The organism is Streptomyces tuirus, assembly GCF_014701095.1.
Taxonomy (GTDB): Bacteria; Actinomycetota; Actinomycetes; order Streptomycetales; family Streptomycetaceae; genus Streptomyces; species Streptomyces tuirus.
Genome location: NZ_AP023439.1, coordinates 5263755 through 5281929 on the forward strand (window position 1 = coordinate 5263755; position 18175 = coordinate 5281929).

Genomic DNA, 18175 nt, shown 5'->3' on the forward strand with positions numbered 1-18175 from the left:
TATCGGTTTGTTTCGCAGCGGAATATTCCGTCTGGCGGAAAATACAAAAGGGCGGCATGCCGCTCAGGTGTGATTCCCCGAACCAATTACCAGCGCGTAGGTCTGTGTCGCGATCTCCAATTCCTCGTCAGTGGGCACCACCGCCACGGCGACCCGGGCGCCCTCGGGCGAGATCAGCCGTGCCGCGTCGCCGCGTACGGCGTTGCGCTCGCCGTCCACCGCAAGGCCCAGCTCCTCCAGCCCCGCCAGGGCGGCAGCCCGCACAGGAGCCGCGTTCTCGCCCACACCGGCCGTGAAGGCGACCGCGTCCACCCGTCCGAGTACGGCGTAATAGGCGCCGATGTACTTCTTCAGCCGGTGAATGTAGATGTCGAACGCCAGCTCGGCCTGCTCGTCGCCCTCGTCGACGCGGCGGCGGATCTCCCTCATGTCGTTGTCACCGCACAGACCGATCAGACCGCTCTTCTTGTTGAGAAGAGTGTCGATCTCGTCGGCGGACATTCCACCGACACGCATCAAATGGAAGATGACGGCCGGGTCCATGTCTCCGGAGCGCGTACCCATCACGAGCCCCTCCAAAGGCGTCAGCCCCATGGAAGTGTCCACGCAGCGACCGCCCCGCACGGCCGACGCCGACGCCCCGTTGCCCAGGTGCAGCACGATCACGTTCGCCTCGGAGGGGTCCTTGCCCAGCAGCGCGGCGGTGGCCCGCGAGACATAGGCGTGCGACGTGCCGTGGAAGCCGTAGCGCCGGATGCGGTGCTCGTCGGCGGTCTTGACGTCGATCGCGTAGCGGGCGGCCGACTCCGGCATGGTCGTGTGGAACGCCGTGTCGAAGACGGCGACCTGCGGCAGGTCCGGCCGCAGCACCCGGGCGGTGCGGATGCCGGTGAGGTTGGCCGGGTTGTGCAGTGGGGCCACCGGGATGAGCCGCTCGATCTCGGCGAGCACGGCGTCGTCGACGACGGTCGGCTCGGTGAAGAACTTCCCGCCGTGCACCACGCGGTGCCCGATCGCGGCCAGCTCGGGCGAGTCCAGGCCCAGGCCGTCCTTGGCGAGCTCCTCGGCCACGGCCTTCAGGGCGGCGTCGTGGTCGGCGATCGCACCGCCGCGCTCCCGGCTCTCGCCGCCGGCCCGGGTGTGCTTCAGCCGGGACGTCTGCTCGCCGATGCGCTCGACCAGGCCCACCGCCAGCCGGCTGCTGTCGCGCATGTCGAGCAGCTGGTACTTCAGCGACGAGGAGCCGGAGTTGAGGACGAGGACACGGGCGGGGCTCACTGGGCGGTCGCCTTCTCGCTCGGGGACGGGGCGGGCGTCTGGGCCTGGATCGCGGTGATCGCGACGGTGTTCACGATGTCGGAGACCAGGGCGCCCCGGGACAGGTCGTTCACCGGCTTGCGCAGACCCTGCAGCACCGGGCCGACGGCGATCGCGCCGGCCGAGCGCTGTACGGCCTTGTAGGTGTTGTTGCCGGTGTTCAGGTCGGGGAAGATCAGCACGCTCGCCTGCCCGGCGACCTCGGAGCCGGGCAGCTTGGTCGCCGCGACCGACGGCTCCACCGCGGCGTCGTACTGGATCGGGCCCTCGATCTTCAGGTCGGGCCGGCGCGCGCGTACCAGCTCGGTGGCCTCGCGCACCTTGTCGACGTCGGCTCCGGAACCCGAGGTCCCGGTGGAGTACGACAGCATCGCGATCCGCGGCTCCACGCCGAACTGCTCGGCCGTGGTCGCCGACTGGATGGCGATGTCGGCGAGCTGCTCGGCGTTCGGGTCCGGGTTGACCGCGCAGTCGCCGTAGACGAGGACCTTGTCGGCCAGGCACATGAAGAAGACGGACGAGACGATGCCGGCGTCCGGCCTGGTCTTGATGATCTCGAACGCCGGACGGATCGTCGCCGCCGTGGAGTGCACCGAGCCCGACACCATGCCGTCGGCGAGGCCCTCCTGGACCATCAGCGTGCCGAAGTAGTTCACGTCGGAGACGACGTCGTGGGCGAGCTCCACGGTGACGCCCCGGTGGGCGCGCAGGGCCGCGTACTTCTCGGCGAAGGTGTCGCGCAGTTCGGAGGTGGCCGGGTCGATCAGCTGGGACTCGCCGAGGTCGACACCGAGGTCGGCGGCCTTCTTGCGGATCTGGTCGACCGGGCCGAGCAGCGTCAGTTCGCACACGCCCCGGCGCAGCAGCACCTCGGCGGCGTGCAGCACCCGCTCCTCGGTGCCCTCGGGCAGGACGACCCGGCGCAGGTCGGAGCGGGCCTGCTCCAGCAGCTTGTGCTCGAACATCATCGGCGTGACGCGGTCGCTGCTCGGCGCGGAGACGCGGCGGGCGAGGCCGGCGGTGTCGGCGTACCGCTCGAACAGGCCGAGGGCCCGCTCCGCCTTGCGCGGGGTGGCCGCGTTCAGCTTGCCCTCCATGGAGAACAGCTGCTCGGCGGTGGGGAAGCTGGTGCCGGCCACCGACAGGACCGGGGTGCCGGGGGCGAGGCGGTCGGCGAGGGTGAGGATGTGGTCGCCGGGCACCTCGTCCAGGGTGAGCAGCACGCCCGCTATCGGCGGGGTGCCGGCGCTGTGCGCGGCGAGCGAGCCGACGACCAGGTCGGACCGGTCGCCCGGGGTGACCACGAGGCAGCCCGGGGTCAGGGCGCCCAGGAAGTTCGGCAGCATGGCGCCGCCGAAGACGAAGCCGAGCACGTCCCGGGCGAGCCCGGAGTCGTCGCCCAGCACCACCTCGGCACCGAGGGCGTGGCCGATCTGCGAGACGGTCGGCGCGGACAGGGCGGGCTCGTCGGGCAGGACGTAACAGGGCACGGGCAGCCGGGAGTCGAGCCGGCCGGCGATCTCGTCGCGGTCCTCGCGGGCCACCCGGTTGGCGACCATGGCGAGGACGTCGCAGCCCAGGGTGTCGTAGGCGCGGTAGGCGTTGCGCGTCTCGGCGAGCACGGACTCGACGGTCTGCTTGCGGCCGCCGACGACGGGGATCACGGACGCGCCGAACTCGTTCGCCAGCCGGGCGTTGAGCGACAGCTCGTCCGGCAGCTGTGTGTCGGCGTAGTCGGTGCCGAGGACCAGGACGACGTCGTAGTCCCGCGCGACCCGGTGGAAGCGGTCGACGAGGGTGGAGACCAGCTCGTCGGTGCCGGCCTCGGCCTGGAGGGCGGACGCCTCGTGGTAGTCCATGCCGTAGACGGTCGCCGGGTCCTGGGTGAGCCGGTAGCGGGCGCGCAGCAGCTCGAAGAGGCGGTCGGGTCCGTCGTGGACCAGGGGGCGGAACACACCGACCCGGTCGACCTGCCGGGTGAGGAGCTCCATGACCCCCAGTTCGACGACCTGGCGTCCGTCGCCGCGGTCGATGCCGGTCACGTACACGCTGCGGGTCACGCGCGCTCTCCGTTTCGTCTCGATGGGGGGCGCAGGCCTCACACCCACCGCTGTCCAGCCGGGGGCACAAAAATCGCCCACCGAGGTGAGCAGAACCCTCTTGACAATACCTCTGTCGCTGGATAAGGCGCCCGTCAGGCCAGGGGTTCCGCGGCGGGCTGTGGAGCGTGAAACAATCGGCAGTGGCTCACCGGTGTCAACAGCGAGCAGGAGACACAGCACGATGCGTATCGGAGTTCTCACCGCAGGCGGCGACTGCCCCGGCCTGAACGCCGTGATCCGGTCGGTCGTGCACCGGGCGGTCGACAACTACGGCGACGAGGTCATCGGCTTCGAGGACGGCTACGCCGGCCTGCTCGACGGCCGCTTCCGCAACCTCGACCTGGAGTCCGTCAGCGGCATCCTGGCCCGCGGCGGCACCATCCTCGGGTCGTCCCGGCTGGAGCGCGACCGGCTGCGCGAGGCCTGCGAGAACGCCTCCGACATGATCCACGAGTTCGGCATCGACGCGCTCATCCCGATCGGCGGCGAGGGCACGCTGACGGCCGCGCGCATGCTGAGCGACGCCGGCCTGCCCGTCGTGGGTGTCCCGAAGACGATCGACAACGACATCTCCTCCACGGACCGCACCTTCGGCTTCGACACCGCCGTGGGTGTCGCCACCGAGGCGATGGACCGGCTGAAGACCACCGCCGAGTCCCACCAGCGGGTGATGGTCGTGGAGGTCATGGGCCGGCACGCCGGCTGGATCGCCCTGGAGTCGGGCATGGCGGCCGGCGCGCACGGCATCTGCCTGCCGGAGCGGCCGTTCGACCCGGCCGACCTCGTGAAGATGGTCGAGGAGCGGTTCTCCCGCGGCAAGAAGTTCGCGGTGGTCTGCGTCGCCGAGGGCGCCCACCCCGCCGACGGCTCCATGGACTACAACAAGGGCGCCATAGACAAGTTCGGCCACGAGCGCTTCCAGGGCATCGGCACCGCCCTCGCCCACGAGCTGGAGCGGCGCCTGGGCAAGGAGGCCAAGCCGGTCATCCTCGGCCACGTCCAGCGCGGTGGTGTCCCGACCGCCTACGACCGGGTGCTCGCCACGCGGTTCGGCTGGCACGCGGTGGAGGCGGCGCACCAGGAGCAGTTCGGCAGGATGACCGCCCTGCGTGGGACGGACATCGTGATGGTCCCCCTCGCGGAGGCCGTGACCGAGCTGAAGACGGTGCCGAAGGACCGCATGGACGAGGCCGAGTCGGTCTTCTAGCCGGCCTCCAGGTCGGTGTCGTCCTGGAGTTTCGTCCAGAAGTGCTCCACGATCCGGTCGAGGAAGTCCTGGCCTGCGTCGCCCGCGTCGCCGCTGCCGCCGCCCCAGCTCAGGGTGGCCGCCATGTGCCCCTGGTAGTCCTCGTGCAGTCCTTGCAGGGCGTCCTCCAGGAACCGCCGGTCCAGGGGCACGAGTTTGGCCACGGGGCGGACGTAGGCCTGCCAGCGGGTGGTGGCCGCACTGCGCAGCAGACCGCCGAGTCTGCCGTCGCGGCCGGTGACCGTGACGAAGTCGGGCAGGCCGAGCCCGAGCAGATCGGCCAGGGCGGCGGACTGGCGGTCCGTGCCGCGCCAGGAGTCGGTCTCCTCCATGTGCAGATACGCGAGCACGTCGTGCCCCACGCTCCGGGCCACGTCCTCCGGGGCTAGGCAGCGGGCGATGCGGTGTTCGCGCAGGGTGCGCGGTCGGCCGATGAGTTCGGCGGGTGAGCACCACAGCACGCCCGCGAGCGCGGTGAGTTCGGAGTTGGTCGGGGCGGCGGCCCCGCGTTCCCAGGCGATCACGTGGTCCGGGGTGATGTGGGGGTGCCCGTACGAGACGCGCATGCCGTAGGCGACGTGCTCGGGGGCCATGCCGAGGGCCGCGCGCAGCCGGCGGGCGGCGGGGGCGTTGAAGGGCGGGGTCGTGGGGGCGGACGGGGGTGGAAGAAGGGGTGGGGGCTGGCTCGGTCGGGCTGAAGGTCGGCGCACGGCCCACAAGCTAGGGCGGCGGGGGTGGGCTGACTACGGTCTGTTCGGCCAGGAACACGGATTGTAGGAAGCTACGGCTACCGGCGGGTTCGACCGGGGGTGAAGATCGTCTGTCGGCCGGGGTGCGGGCGGGGCGAGGGTGGCGCCGGGTCCGGTGATCATGGGCCCGGCAAGGCGGTGACTCCCGTGAACGGCAAGCTCAACGGGCATATGTGCGGGCGTCTCCTCGCGGCGGTGGGGCCGGACGGGGCGCCTCAGGTGTCGCGCGTGTGGGCGGACATCGAAGAGCAGTACGTCGTGGTCGACACCTCGCTGGGGCGGGTGAAGGAGGAGAACCTGCGGCGCAATCCCGCCTGACCGGCGGGTGGTGGGTCGGGGCCGCGCCGGGGGGTGTCCGTCCTCGCAACGGCGCGATGGAGCTTCATACCGACCGACTGTCCGTTGACGCGCCAACCTCTGCGGGCGGACACCCCCCGGCACGGCCCCTTCTCGCCGTACGCGGGTGCGGGAGCGTTCCCGTCCGGGCTGCGGACCCATCGCCTCCGCCGTCGCGCTGTTCAGCCCTTGACCGCGCCCCCCAGGGCGAAGCCGCCTCCCAGGCGGCGGGCTATCAGGACGTACAGGAGGATCACCGGGGTCGAGTAGACGATGGAGAACGCTGCCAGCTGGCCGTACGCCACCATGCCGCGGTTGCCGAAGAAGTCGTTGATGCTGACCGAGGCCGGCATCTGGTCGGGGGTGAGCAGAAGCATGAAGGGGACGAAGAAGTTGCCCCACATCATGACGAAGGAGAACACCGTCACCACGGACACGCCCGGGCCCATCAGGGGCAGGACGATGCGGAGAAGGGACTGGAACGCCGAGGCGCCGTCGGTCCAGGCCGCCTCCTCCAGTTCTCTCGGTACGCCGTCCATGAAGTTCTTCATCAGCCAGATGGCGAAGGGGAGTTGGGACGCGGCGAAGAAGAGGATCGTGCCCTGCATGGTGTCGATCAGGTCCACCCGCACGAAGAGCGCGTAGACCGGAACCATGATCGCCGTGATGGGCAGGCTCGTGGCGAAGAGGATCGTGAGGAGGAAGGGGCGGTTGAAGCGGGAGCGGAAGCGCGAGAGCGGGTAGGCGGCCAGGGCCGCGCAGACCACCGTGAGCAGGGTCGCGCCGCCGCACAGGAGCAGGCTGTTGAGCAGCGGCGTGAAGGTGATCTCGGGGGTGAGGATCGCGTCGAAGTTGTCGAGGGTCAGGGCGTCGGGGGTCTTCACCCTCAGGTTCGCGTGCGGGTCCAGGGCCGACAGGACCACCCAGGCGAGGGGGAGGACGAAGGCCGCCGCGACCATCAGCAGGCCCGCGTCCGCGGCCAGGCGGCGTGTCGTGCGGCGGGAGGTCATGCGCGTCAGACCTCCGTTCGCAGCAGGCGCAGGTAGAGGAGGGAGAAGAGCGAGCCGACCAGGAGCAGGAGCAGGGCGACCGCCGTGCCGTAGCCGATCAGGCTGTTCTGGAAGGCCTGTTCGTACATGAAGAGAGGCAGGGTCTGGGACCTGCCGCCGGGGCCGCCTCTCGTCATCACCCAGATCAGGCCGAAGACGGAGAGGGTCTGGAGGGTGTTGAGCATCAGGTTCGTGGCGATGGAGCGGCGGATCATGGGGAGCGTGATGTGCCACATGCGGCGCCGGCCTCCTGCCCCGTCGACCTCCGCCGCCTCGGTGATCTCCTTGGGGATCTCGTTCAGCGCGGCCGAGTAGACCAGCATCGAGAAGGCGGTGCCGCGCCAGACGTTCGCGAAGGACACCGCCAGGATCGGGAGGGTGAACAGCCAGTTCTGGGAGGGCAGGTGGAGCCAGTCCAGGATGGCGTTCAGGGTGCCCTCGCGGCGGAAGAAGGCGTAGAGGAGGAAGCCGGCGACGACCTCCGGCAGGACCCACGCCGTGACCACGATGCCGCCGGTCAGGGTGCGCACCGGCTTCGACGCGCGCTGTATCAGTGCCGCCAGGGCGAGACCCAGCGTGTTCTGTCCGATCAGGGAGGACAGGACGGTGAACACCAGGGTCAGCCATACGGCGTTCAGGAACGCCTCGTCGCCGAAGGCCCGGGTGAAGTTGTCGAAGCCGACGAACGACTCCTGGGCCTGGCCGGTGAGCTGGAGGTCGGTGAAGGCGATGTAGACGCAGTAGGCGATGGGGCCCGCGAGGAAGAGCAGCAGGAGGACGATCGCGGGGGTGAGGGGCAGGATCCGCACCGGCAGGCGGGGGCCGTGTACCGGGTGCTCGGCGTCGGGGGTCTTGGTCAGCCGGGGGCGGGGTGCCGTGGTGGTCATGCCCGGAGGTCCTCGCTCACCGTTCGACCACCTGGTTGTCCGTCGCGTCCTTCAGCGCGTCCGTGTACGAGCTCGTCGCCTCCGCCACCGACGTGTCGCCCGTGGTCACGCCCTCCATCGCCTCCTGGATGGCCGTGGAGACCTTGGGGTAGGCCGGGTAGGCGGGGCGGTAGTGCGTCGTCGCCACCAGGTCCGTGAAGAACTTGATGCCGGGCTGGGCGTCGACGTAGGCGGGGTCCTCGGCGACGTCCTCACGGACCGCGATGCCCGAGTTGGCGACGTACCACTTCTGCGCGTTGGCCTTGGTCTGCATCGTCTTGACGAACTCGAAGGCCAGGTCGGGGTTGCCCGCCTTGGCGGGGATCGACCAGGTCCAGCCGCCGGACATGCTCACCTTGCCGGGCGCCTGCCCGTTCTGCGTGGGCATGGCCGCCAGGCCCAGCGTCTTCGACCACTCGGGCCACTCGTGGCCGCTGCCGGGCAGCCAGTCCTGGGGGAGCCAGGAGCCGTCGAGGGCGATGGCCAGCTTGCCCTGCGGGAGCCACTCGCCGCGGACCCGGGTCATGACGTTCGGGTCGAGGGCGTCCGAGACGTCCGGGCCGAGCTTCTCCTTGTAGACCGTCTCGACGAAGGAGAGGGCGTCCTCGAAGCCCTTGCCGCCGGCGATCCACTTCTTGGAGGTCTTGTCGTAGAGCGGGTCGGTACGGCCGTCGCCCGTGCCGTAGAGGAGCATCTCGAAGGTCTGCATGGTGGCCGCCTCGCCGACCGGTTTGCCGGTGTAGGCGTTGAGCGGGATGACGTCGGGGACCTTCTTCTTGATGGTGCGGGCGGCGGTGAGGACGTCGTTCCAGGTCCTGGGCTGCCAGTCGGCGGGGAGGCCGGCCTTCTCGAAGATGTCCTTGTTGAACCACAGGCCGCGGGTGTCGGTGCCGTCGGGGACGCCGTACGTCTTGCCGTCCTCGCCCTGGGCCGCCGCCTTCGCCGTGTCGATGAACCTGTTCCAGTCCGGCCACTTGGCGAGGTAGGGGTCGAGGGGCTTCAGATAGCCGCTGGTGATGTCGGAGTTGATGAGGAACGTGTCCTCGTAGACCAGGTCGGGGGCGGTCTTGGGGGAGCGGAGCATCTGCTGGAGCTTGGTGTAGTACTCCGAGTCCGGGGCCTTGATGGGGACGAGTTCGACCTTCTTGCCGGGGTGGGCCTTCTCGAACTGCTTCGTGATGTCCGCGAGATAGGTGTCCATCACCTTCACGGAGTTGTCCGTGGACTGTTTGAAGGAGACCTTCACGGTGTCCGGGTCGCTGCCGGATCCGCCCCCGCAGGCGGTGAGCGTGGTTGCGGCGACGGCCAGGGCGACGAGGGGGGTGAGAGCGGCGGTGGGGCGCACGGCAACGACCTCCTACGGGCGCACTTCTTTGTGGCCGGGACGGCTGCGTCGTGAACCTAAGTTGAGTGGTCTAGTCAGGTCAATGCGTGTGCGGGGGTTTGATCGGCGACCGGTGAACCGTCACTGGCCCGTGACCCAGCGGTACTGCAACTCCGGGCGCCCCACGGTGCCGTACTGCGGGCGGCGCGCCGCGCGGCCCGCGTCGACCAGGTGCTCCAGGTAACGGCGGGCCGTGATGCGGGAGATGCCCACGGATTCCGCGACGCCGGCGGCCGTGAGGCCCTCCGCGCTGTCGCGCAGGGCGACCGTCACCCGCTCCAGCGTCGGTGCGCTGAGACCCTTGGGCAGCGCGGCCGGGCCCGGTGCGCGCAGGGCACCGAGCGCCCGGTCCACCTCGTCCTGGCCGCTCGCCTCGCCGACCGCCGCGTGGAACTCGGCGTAGCGCACGAGCCGGTCGCGCAGGGTCGCGAAGGTGAACGGCTTCAGCACGTACTGCACGACCCCGAGCGAGACGCCCTCGCGGACGACGGCCAGGTCGCGCGCCGACGTCACCGCTATCACGTCCGCGTGATGGCCGGCCGTCCTGAGGGACCGGGCCAGTTGCAGGCCGTGCACGTCCGGCAGATGCAGGTCGAGCAGGAGCAGGTCGACCGGGGTGCGCTCCAGGGCCCGGCGGGCCTCCGCACCCGAGTGCGCCTTGCCCACGGCCACGAAGCCGGGCACCCGGCCCACGTACAGTACGTGCGCGTCGGCGGCGACCGGGTCGTCCTCCACGACCAGGACGCGGATGGCCTTCTCGCTGCTCGTCATGCGTCGCCTCCAGCGCCTCTGGCCACCGGGGCCGCGGATGCCACGCCCGCGTCCGCCGCCCCGGCCTCACCCAGCGCCAGCCGTACCGCGAACTCCGCCCCGCCCCCGTCGGCCTCCGCCACCGTCAGGGAGCCGCCGTGCCGCTGGGCCGCCTGCCGGACCAGCGCCAGCCCGAGACCCCGGCCGGCCGGGCCCGCCGGTTTCGTCGAGAAGCCCCGCTGGAAGACCGCCTCGGCGTGCTCGGGGTCCACGCCCGGGCCCGTGTCCGAGACCCGCAGCACCAGCTCCGGGGCGTCGCAGGGGTTCCTGGTGTACGCGGCCACCGTCACCCGCGCCCGGGCGCTGCCCTGCGCCGCGTCCACGGCGTTGTCGATCAGGTTGCCGAGGATGGTCACCAGGTCCCGCGCCGGCAGGGTCTCGGGCAGCAGGCCGTCGTCCAGGCTGCTGTCCTGCGACACCACCAGCTCCACGCCCCGCTCGTTCGCCTGGGCGGTCTTGCCCAGCAGCAGCGCCGCCAGCACCGGTTCGCTCACCGCCGCCACGACCTGGTCGGTCAGTGCCTGCGCCAGCTCCAGCTCGGCCGTCGCGAACTCCACCGCTTCCTCCGCCCGGCCCAGCTCGATCAGCGAGACGACCGTGTGCAGCCGGTTCGCCGCCTCGTGCGCCTGTGAGCGCAGCGCCTGTGTGAAACCCCGCTCGGAGTCCAGCTCGCCCATCAGCGACTGGAGTTCGGTGACATCGCGCAGAGTGACGACCGTGCCGCGCCGCTCACCGCCCGACACCGGCGAGGTGTTGATCACCAGGACCCGGGACGCCGTCAGATGCACCTCGTCGACCCGGGGCTCCGAGGCGAGCAGGGCACCCGTCAGCGGGGCCGGCAGCCCCAGCTCCGCCACCGACCTGCCCACCACGTCCCCGGCCACGCCGAGCAACTCCCGACCTCCGTCGTTGATCAGCGCCACACGGTACTGCCCGTCCAGCATCAGCAGCCCCTCGCGCACGGCGTGCAGGGCGGCCTGATGGTAGTCGTGCATGCGGCTGAGCTCGGTCGCGTTCATGCCGTGGGTGTGGCGGCGCAGCCGGGCGTTGACGACGTACGTGCCGACCGCGCCCAGCACCAGCGCCCCGGCCGCGACGCCGAGCAGGGCCGTCAGCTGGTCCTGGACCCGCTGGGTGATCTGCTCGACCCGGATCCCCGCGCTGACCAGGCCGACGACCCTGCTGCCGTCCTGGATCGGGGTGACGGCGCGGACCGACGGGCCGAGCGTGCCGGTGTAGGTCTCGGTGAAGGTCTGGCCCTTCAGGGCCCGCTCGGTGTGCCCCCGGAAGGTCTGGCCGATCTGCCGGGGGTCGGGGTGCGTCCAGCGGATGCCCCGGGGATCCATGATCGTGATGAAGTCGACCTCGGTGTCCCGCATCACCTTCAGCGCGTACGGCTGGAGCTCGGCGGTCGGGTCGTCGCCGCGGGCCGCGGCCAGTACGGACGGGGAATCGGCCACCGAGCGGGCCACCGCCCGGGCCTGGCGCGCCGCGGCCTCCTCGGCCTGGCTGCGGTCGCTGACATAGGTGAACAGCGCGTATCCGGCCACGACGACCGCTATCAGGACGGCCTGCATGGCGAAGAGCTGGCCGGCCAGGCTGCGGGGACGGGGGACGGTGAAGCGCATGCGGTCAGTCTGCACCGTGGCTGATTGTGAACTAAATGAACGGAAGGGTGACCGCGCTCACAGAGCAGGACATAGTCACGGCATTCCCTATAACGCATCTCCGGGAGCCCCGCTCCGCGTTTGCCGGGCCTCCCGGAGTCTTTTCCGGACGTGAGCCGCACGCCGGTGATGCCGACGACGTCGTCAAGGAGGGCCGCCGTGACCAGCGCAGCCGATACGGCACCTGCCGCACGCAAACCCAAGCGGGACCGCACGCACTACCTCTACATCGCGGTGATCATCGCGGTCGCCGCCGGTATCGCGGTGGGACTGGCCGCACCGGAGTTCGCGCAGGAGCTGAAGCCGATCGGCACGGGCTTCGTGGCCCTGATCAAGATGATGATCTCGCCGATCATCTTCTGCACGATCGTGCTCGGTATCGGCTCGGTACGGAAGGCCGCCAAGGTCGGTGCCGTCGGCGGTATCGCCCTGGGCTACTTCATGGTGATGTCGCTGGTCGCGCTGGGCATCGGCCTGGTCGTCGGCAACATCCTGGAGCCGGGCACCGGCCTCGCGGTGACCGACGCGGTCAAGGACGCCGGTCACGCGCAGATCGACACCGAGGCGAAGGACACCACGGAGTTCCTGCTCGGCATCATCCCGACCACGATCGTCTCGGCATTCACCAACGAGTCGGTCCTGCAGACCCTGCTGATCGCCCTGCTCGCGGGCTTCGCCCTGCAGGGCATGGGCTCGGCCGGCCAGCCGGTCCTGCGCGGCATCGAGCACATCCAGCGGCTCGTCTTCCGCATCCTCGCGATGGTCATGTGGGCCGCGCCGATCGGTGCCTTCGGCGCCATCGCCGCCGTCACCGGCTCCGCGGGCCTGGAGGCGCTCAAGAGCCTCGCCGTGCTGATGCTCGGCTTCTACGTGACCTGTTTCCTGTTCGTCTTCATCGTGCTCGGCGCCCTGCTGCGCGCCATCTCCGGCCTGAACATCTTCACGCTGTTCAAGTACCTCGGCCGGGAGTTCCTGCTGATCCTGTCCACGTCCTCCTCCGAGTCCGCGCTGCCGCGGCTCATCGCGAAGATGGAGCACCTGGGCGTCAGCAAGCCGGTGGTCGGCATCACCGTCCCGACCGGCTACTCCTTCAACCTCGACGGCACCATGATCTACATGACCATGGCCTCGCTGTTCATCGCCGACGCCATGGGTACGCCGATGTCGATCGCTGAGCAGATCCCGCTGCTGCTCTTCCTGCTGGTCGCCTCCAAGGGCGCCGCCGGTGTCACCGGCGCCGGTCTCGCGACTCTGGCCGGTGGCCTGCAGTCGCACAAGCCGGCCCTGGTGGACGGCATCGGCCTCATCGTCGGCATCGACCGCTTCATGAGCGAGGCCCGCGCCCTGACCAACTTCGCGGGCAACGCCGTCGCCACGGTGCTGATCGGCACCTGGACCAAGGAGATCGACAAGGACCGCGTGAACCAGGTCCTCGCCGGTCGGCTGCCCTTCGACGAGAAGACCCTGCTGGACGACGGCCACGACGGCCCGTCCGAGGAGCACGTCGAGGCGCCCGAGCAGGGCGGCGAGAAGGAGCTGGCGAAGGCCTGACGGCCGCGCCGCTCCCGTGAGAATCCGGGCGGCTGGGTGTCCCCCCGTCGCTCAGCCGCCCGGTTCACAGCACACAGACGGATCAAGCGTCCAGCTTCGCCACCAGTTCGGTGGCCTCGGAGGCGGGCACGCCCGCCGCGGTCAGAACGGTGACCGCGGCGCAGCGGCCCGCCTCTCGCGCTGCCAGCAGGCCGTCGTTCACCGCCTCCATCACCGCGAACAGCGTCTGCTCGTGCACATACGCCAGGGCCGGAGCCGGCAGCGGTGAGCTGAAGACGTCCTCGTCCAGCCCGCGCTGCAGCAGCCCGATGCTCTCCTGCCGGACCGGGGCGAGCCGCTCCCGGATGCCCTGCATGGTGACCGTGCGCTGGGCGAGCGCGACCAGCAGCCGGTAGCGGTCGGCGATCGCCCACACCGCCAGCACCGAGCGCGCCACCGCCTCCGCCGGGTCCCGCACGTCCTCGCGGCCCGCCGCGTGCGCGGCCGACAGCGCCTCCACGGCCTCGTCGACGAGCGTGCTGATCAGCGCCTCGCGGCTCGGGAAGTGCCCGTACACCGTCCGCCGTACGACGCCCGCGGCCCGTGCGATCTGGTCCATGGACGCGTCGGGGTCGCGCAGCAGCTCGGCGAGGGCGACGTCGAGGATGCGGCGGCGGTTGGCGTCGGCGCGGCTGGTACCCGTGGTCATGGACGCCATTGTGCCCTTCCCGGATCGACTTGCACAGTGCTGTGCAACGGCGTAGATTGCACATCGTTGTGTAAATGCACAGCCATGTGCAAATCAAGCCGGGAAGGCAACCCCCGCCATGCGACTCGTCATGAATGAACCGGCCGAGAGGATGGACCGCCCCTACGCACGCCGCTGGTGGGCGCTCCTCGTGCTCTGCCTCAGCCTGCTGATCATCGTGATGGCCAACACCGCCCTCACCGTCGCCGCGCCCGACATGACCGCGGACCTCGGCCTGAACAGCGCCGACCTGCAGTGGGTGATCGACGGCTACACCGTCCCCTACGCCGCGCTGATGCTGCTGCTCGGCGCGATAGGCGACAAGTACAGCCGCCGGGGCGCGCTCGTCCTCGGGCTGGTCGTGTTCGCGGGCGGCTCCGTCTTCGGGTATCTCGCCGACAGCTCCACGACGGTCATCGCCGCACGGGCCGTGATGGGCGCCGGCGCCGCGATGATCATGCCCGCCACGCTGTCCCTCCTCGCCTCGACCTTCCCGCGCGCCGAACGCGCCAAGGCCATCACCCTGTGGACCGCCACGGCCGGTCTCGCCATCGCGGCCGGACCGCTGGTCGCCGGCGCGCTGCTGGAGAACCACGGCTGGTCGTCGACGTTCCTCATCAACGTCCCCATCGCGCTCCTCGCCGTTTTCGGCGCCTTCGTCCTCGTACCGCCGTCCAAGGCCGCGGACCGCGGGCGCATCGACTACGGCGGCGGACTGCTGTCGGTGGTGTGGATCGCCGCGCTGGTCTACATGATCATCGAGGGGCCGCACTTCGGCTGGGGCGTCAAGGCCGTCACGGCGGCGGTCGTCGCCGGCGTCGCGCTCGTCGCCTTCGTCGTCTGGGAGCTGCGCCACCCGCGCCCGCTGCTCGACGTCCGCCGCTTCACCCACCGCGGCTTCGCCGGCTCCAACCTCGCCGTCGCCCTGTTCTTCCTGGCGGTCTTCGGCGCCTTCTACTACCTCACGCAGCACCTCCAGTTCGTCCTCGGCTACGACGCCCTGGACACGGGTCTGCGGATGCTGCCCCTGGCCGGCGCCGTGTTCGTCGGGTCGGCCCTCACCGGTTTCCTCACGCCCCGGGTCGGCATGAAGTGGACCGTCACGGCCGGCATGGTCGGTGGCACGGCGGCCCTGGCGCTGCTCACCCGGGTCGACGCCGGTGCGTCGTACGGCGACTTCGTCGCGCCGCTGGTCGTCCTCGGCCTCTCCATCGGGCTCGCGCTCTCGCCCTGCACGGACGCGATCATGGGGGCGTTCCCGGAGTCGGAGCTGGGCGTCGGCGGCGCGGTGAACGACACGTCGCTGGAGCTCGGCGGTTCGCTGGGCATCGCCATCCTGGGCTCGCTGCTGGCGACGTCGTACTCCGGCCACCTCTCGGACGCCACGGCCGGCAGCAAGCTCCCCGCCGGCTCCCTGTCCACCGCCCAGGACTCCGTCGGGGCCGGATACGCCGTCGCCCACGGCATCGGCGACAAGGCCCGGCAGCTCGCCGAGCAGGCCGCGCACACCGGCGACCCCCAGCAGGCGGAGCGGCTCCGGACCCAGGCCGAGCAGCTCGGCGGCGGCGCCCGGCAGATGGCCGACGCGGTCGGATCCGCGTTCTCCGACGCGGTCGCCCACACCAGCCTGATCGGGGCCGTGATCCTGGGCATCGGCACGGTGGTGGTGGCACTGCTCCTGCCCGGCAAGAAGCCGGTGGACGAGCCGGCGGCCGAGAACAAGGAACTGGAATCCGCCGGGGCCCGCTAGCCCGTGCCCGCGAAGTCCCGCCGTTCGCCTTCGGCAGGCGGGACTTGTGCACAGGGCCCTCGCCTCCGAGGAGGGCGACCGGCTGGAGGAGCTCTCCGACGTGCTGTGAGCGCGAGCGCGGAGCACGGCCCGGATACAGGAAATCCCCCGAGCAATTGCACTCGGGGGATTTCCTTGCGTATATTTGTCTGTTCGTGACTTCACATGGATCGAACTCCATTGAAGCCACAGTGAAGTTCAGTGAGCACAGTATATCCGGGCGGGAGCGGAATTGTCAAACACCGAATTTCCGGACGATGAATTGCGACAGGAACAGGAATTCATCGACGGGTTGTACGCGCGCGTGGACGCGCTGCGCGGCGATGCCGAGACCTCCGTCACGGACGCGCTCGCGCAGGGCAACACCCCCATGCAGGCCAGACTCGAGCGGGACATCCTCGTGGCCGAGCGCTCCGGGCTGCTCGCCGCGCTGAACGCGGTGGACGGCTCCCTGTGCTTCGGCCGGATCGACCTCACCTCGGGTACCACCCACCACATCGGCCGCATCGGCCTGCGCACCGACGACGCGGAGCGCACGCCCGTCCTCATCGACTGGCGGGCCGACGTCGCCCGCCCCTTCTACCTGGCCACCGGCCACACCCCGATGGGCCTCAGGCGCCGGCGGCACATCGCCACCGACGGCCGCCGGGTCACCCATCTGCACGACGAGATCCTCGACCTCGGCGACGCGACCCGCACCGGCCACGAGGACCCGACGGGCGACGCCGTGCTGCTCGCCGCCCTCAACTCCGCGCGCACCGGCCGCATGAGCGACATCGTGCGGACCATCCAGGCCGACCAGGACCGCATCATCCGGGCCCCGCACCGCGGCGTCATGGTCGTGGAGGGCGGCCCGGGCACCGGCAAGACGGCGGTCGCCCTGCACCGCGCCGCCTATCTGCTCTACGAGCACCGGGAACTGCTCGCCAAGCGGGCCGTGCTGATCGTCGGACCCAACCCGGCGTTCCTCGGCTACATCGGCGAGGTGCTGCCCTCCCTCGGTGAGACCGGTGTGCTCCTCGCGACCGTGGGCGAGCTGTTTCCCGGGGTGAAGGCGAGCGCGACCGACACGCCCGAGGCCGCCGCGGTGAAGGGCCGGGCCGACATGGCCGATGTCCTCGCCGACGTCGTCCGCTCCCGGCAGGCGCTGCCCGACCCGGTGATCGCCATCGAGCACGACCGCGAGGTCCTCATGCTCGACGACGGCCTGGTCAACGTCGCCCGTGAGCGCACCCGCGCCGCCAAGCTGCCGCACAACGCCGCCCGCGAGCACTTCGAGGGCTACATCCTCAACGCCCTCACCGACCTGTACGCCGAGCGGATCGGCACCGACCCCTTTGACGGATCCAGCCTGCTCGACCCCAGCGACATCACCCAGATCCGCGACGACCTCGCCGAGAACCCCGACGTCTGGTCCGCGATCGACCAGCTGTGGCCGGTGCTCACCCCGCAGCGCCTCGTCGCCGACTTCCTCGCCGCGCCCGAGGGGTTCCTGCCCGCCGAGGACGCCGAGGCCGTACGCCGCCCGGTGACCCGGCGCTGGAGCGTCGCGGACGTGCCGCTGCTCGACGAGGCCGCCGAACTCCTCGGCGACGACGACCGGCTGGCCCGGGAGCGTGCCGCGCGCGAGCGCCAGGAGCAGATCGCCTACGCGCAGGGCGTGCTGGAGGTGTCGTACGCGTCCCGGACCTACGAGTTCGAGGACAAGGAGGAGGACGACCCCGAGAGCTCCGAGGTGCTGTCCGCGCACGACATCATCGACGCCGAGCGGTTCGCCGAGCGGCACGAGGAGGACGACCACCGCAGCGCCGCCGAACGCGCGGCGGCCGACCGCACCTGGGCGTTCGGGCACATCATCGTCGACGAGGCGCAGGAGCTGTCGCCAATGGCGTGGCGGCTGCTGATGCGGCGCAGCCCGACCCGCTCGATGACCCTGGTCGGTGACCCGGCCCAGACGGCGGAGGCGGCCGGGGTCGGCTCCTGGTCGGGCATCCTCTCCCCGTACGTCGAGGACCGCTGGGAGCACACCCGGCTGGGCGTCAACTACCGCACCCCGGCCGAGATCATGGACGTAGCCGCGGCCGTGGTACGCGCCGAGCACCCGGAGTTCGAGCCGCCCAGCTCGGTCCGCTCCACCGGCGTACGGCCCTGGGCACGCGCCACCGACGACCTCCCGGGCGCCGTCGCCAAGGCGGTCGGGGAGCTCATCCCGGCCGAGGGGCGGCTCGCGGTGATCGCGCCGCGCGACCTCCACCGCTCCCTCGCGGCCCGGCTGGACGGGGTGACGGCGGGGGCCGAACCCGACCTCACGCAGACGGTGGTCCTGCTCGACCCGCGCCAGGCCAAGGGCCTGGAGTTCGACTCCGTCCTCGTGGCCGAACCCGGCCGGTACGGAACCAGCGATCTGTACGTGGCCCTGACCCGGGCCACCCAGCGGCTGGGCGTGCTCCACACCGGCGAGCTGCCGAAGCCCCTGGCGGACGCCTTCGCGTAGCGGAGCGGCCCCGTACCCGGCCGGGTAC

General features: G+C 70.8%; 14 protein-coding genes. 5 read left to right on the top strand and 9 right to left on the bottom strand.

The features are described 5' to 3' along the window. Positions 1-63: 63 nt before the first annotated feature. Positions 64-1278, bottom strand: coding sequence for an acetate kinase (locus IGS69_RS24365; protein ID WP_190902641.1), 1215 nt, complete (start codon positions 1276-1278; stop codon positions 64-66). Further along, a complete protein-coding gene (gene pta, locus IGS69_RS24370; RefSeq protein ID WP_190902642.1) occupies positions 1275-3377 on the bottom strand; it encodes a phosphate acetyltransferase in 2103 nt (700 codons plus the stop codon). Before pta ends, IGS69_RS24365 begins: the two co-directional genes overlap by 4 nt. A gap of 223 nt (positions 3378-3600) precedes the next feature. Between pta and IGS69_RS24375 the strand changes: the two genes are divergently transcribed. Then, positions 3601-4626 (top strand): ATP-dependent 6-phosphofructokinase, encoded by a 1026-nt coding sequence (locus IGS69_RS24375; RefSeq protein WP_190902643.1) that lies wholly within the window; start codon positions 3601-3603, stop codon positions 4624-4626. On the opposite strand, the gene IGS69_RS24380 is transcribed toward IGS69_RS24375, so the two are convergent. Then, entirely contained in the window at positions 4623-5384 is a 762-nt protein-coding gene (locus tag IGS69_RS24380; RefSeq protein WP_385863381.1) for a helix-turn-helix domain-containing protein, read from the bottom strand. The two genes, IGS69_RS24375 and IGS69_RS24380, sit on opposite strands and share 4 nt — an antisense overlap. Positions 5385-5561: 177 nt before the next feature. Here IGS69_RS24380 and IGS69_RS24385 point away from each other — a divergent pair, with 177 nt between their 5' ends. Beyond that, positions 5562-5732: a pyridoxamine 5'-phosphate oxidase family protein gene (locus tag IGS69_RS24385; RefSeq protein ID WP_190904782.1), complete on the top strand. Its 171-nt coding sequence runs from the start codon at positions 5562-5564 to the stop codon at positions 5730-5732. A gap of 200 nt (positions 5733-5932) precedes the next feature. On the opposite strand, the gene IGS69_RS24390 is transcribed toward IGS69_RS24385, so the two are convergent. The 5 genes from IGS69_RS24390 to IGS69_RS24410 all read right to left on the bottom strand — a co-directional run bounded on the left by IGS69_RS24390 (position 5933) and on the right by IGS69_RS24410 (position 11547). Further along, positions 5933-6760 carry a carbohydrate ABC transporter permease gene (locus tag IGS69_RS24390; RefSeq protein WP_190902645.1) on the bottom strand — a complete coding sequence of 276 codons (828 nt, stop codon included), beginning with the start codon at positions 6758-6760 and terminating at the stop codon, positions 5933-5935. A gap of 5 nt (positions 6761-6765) precedes the next feature. Continuing rightward, the gene (locus IGS69_RS24395; RefSeq protein ID WP_190902646.1) at positions 6766-7686 is read right to left on the bottom strand and encodes a carbohydrate ABC transporter permease; all 921 of its coding nucleotides are present in this window, start codon (positions 7684-7686) and stop codon (positions 6766-6768) included. Positions 7687-7702: 16 nt separating this feature from the next. Next, positions 7703-9070: an extracellular solute-binding protein gene (locus IGS69_RS24400; RefSeq protein WP_190902647.1), complete on the bottom strand. Its 1368-nt coding sequence runs from the start codon at positions 9068-9070 to the stop codon at positions 7703-7705. A 120-nt stretch (positions 9071-9190) separates the two neighbouring features. Then, on the bottom strand, positions 9191-9880 hold the full coding sequence (locus tag IGS69_RS24405) for a response regulator (RefSeq protein ID WP_190902648.1): 690 nt from the start codon (positions 9878-9880) through the stop codon (positions 9191-9193). Continuing rightward, entirely contained in the window at positions 9877-11547 is a 1671-nt protein-coding gene (locus IGS69_RS24410) for a sensor histidine kinase (protein WP_190902649.1), read from the bottom strand. The genes IGS69_RS24405 and IGS69_RS24410 overlap by 4 nt, the downstream gene beginning before the upstream one ends. 198 nt (positions 11548-11745) lie before the next feature. Between IGS69_RS24410 and IGS69_RS24415 the strand changes: the two genes are divergently transcribed. Further along, positions 11746-13137: a cation:dicarboxylate symporter family transporter gene (locus IGS69_RS24415; protein ID WP_190902650.1), complete on the top strand. Its 1392-nt coding sequence runs from the start codon at positions 11746-11748 to the stop codon at positions 13135-13137. Positions 13138-13219: 82 nt separating this feature from the next. On the opposite strand, the gene IGS69_RS24420 is transcribed toward IGS69_RS24415, so the two are convergent. Further along, entirely contained in the window at positions 13220-13834 is a 615-nt protein-coding gene (locus tag IGS69_RS24420; RefSeq protein WP_190902651.1) for a TetR/AcrR family transcriptional regulator, read from the bottom strand. Positions 13835-13943: 109 nt separating this feature from the next. Between IGS69_RS24420 and IGS69_RS24425 the strand changes: the two genes are divergently transcribed. Together IGS69_RS24425 and IGS69_RS24430 are read left to right on the top strand one after the other, a co-directional pair. Further along, entirely contained in the window at positions 13944-15614 is a 1671-nt protein-coding gene (locus tag IGS69_RS24425) for a DHA2 family efflux MFS transporter permease subunit (protein ID WP_190902652.1), read from the top strand. Positions 15615-15915: 301 nt separating this feature from the next. Further along, a complete protein-coding gene (locus IGS69_RS24430; protein ID WP_190902653.1) occupies positions 15916-18147 on the top strand; it encodes a HelD family protein in 2232 nt (743 codons plus the stop codon). Positions 18148-18175: the final 28 nt, after the last annotated feature.

Excerpts from the sequence above, each read along its gene's own strand:
- IGS69_RS24390 (WP_190902645.1), bottom strand. The coding sequence starts at position 6,760 with ATGACCTCCCGCCGCACGACACGCCGCCTGGCCGCGGACGCGGGCCTG.
- IGS69_RS24405 (WP_190902648.1), bottom strand. The coding sequence starts at position 9,880 with ATGACGAGCAGCGAGAAGGCCATCCGCGTCCTGGTCGTGGAGGACGAC.
- IGS69_RS24410 (WP_190902649.1), bottom strand. The coding sequence starts at position 11,547 with ATGCGCTTCACCGTCCCCCGTCCCCGCAGCCTGGCCGGCCAGCTCTTC.
- IGS69_RS24425 (WP_190902652.1), top strand. The coding sequence starts at position 13,944 with ATGCGACTCGTCATGAATGAACCGGCCGAGAGGATGGACCGCCCCTAC.
- IGS69_RS24395 (WP_190902646.1), bottom strand. The coding sequence starts at position 7,686 with ATGACCACCACGGCACCCCGCCCCCGGCTGACCAAGACCCCCGACGCC.
- IGS69_RS24420 (WP_190902651.1), bottom strand. The coding sequence starts at position 13,834 with ATGGCGTCCATGACCACGGGTACCAGCCGCGCCGACGCCAACCGCCGC.
- IGS69_RS24375 (WP_190902643.1), top strand. The coding sequence starts at position 3,601 with ATGCGTATCGGAGTTCTCACCGCAGGCGGCGACTGCCCCGGCCTGAAC.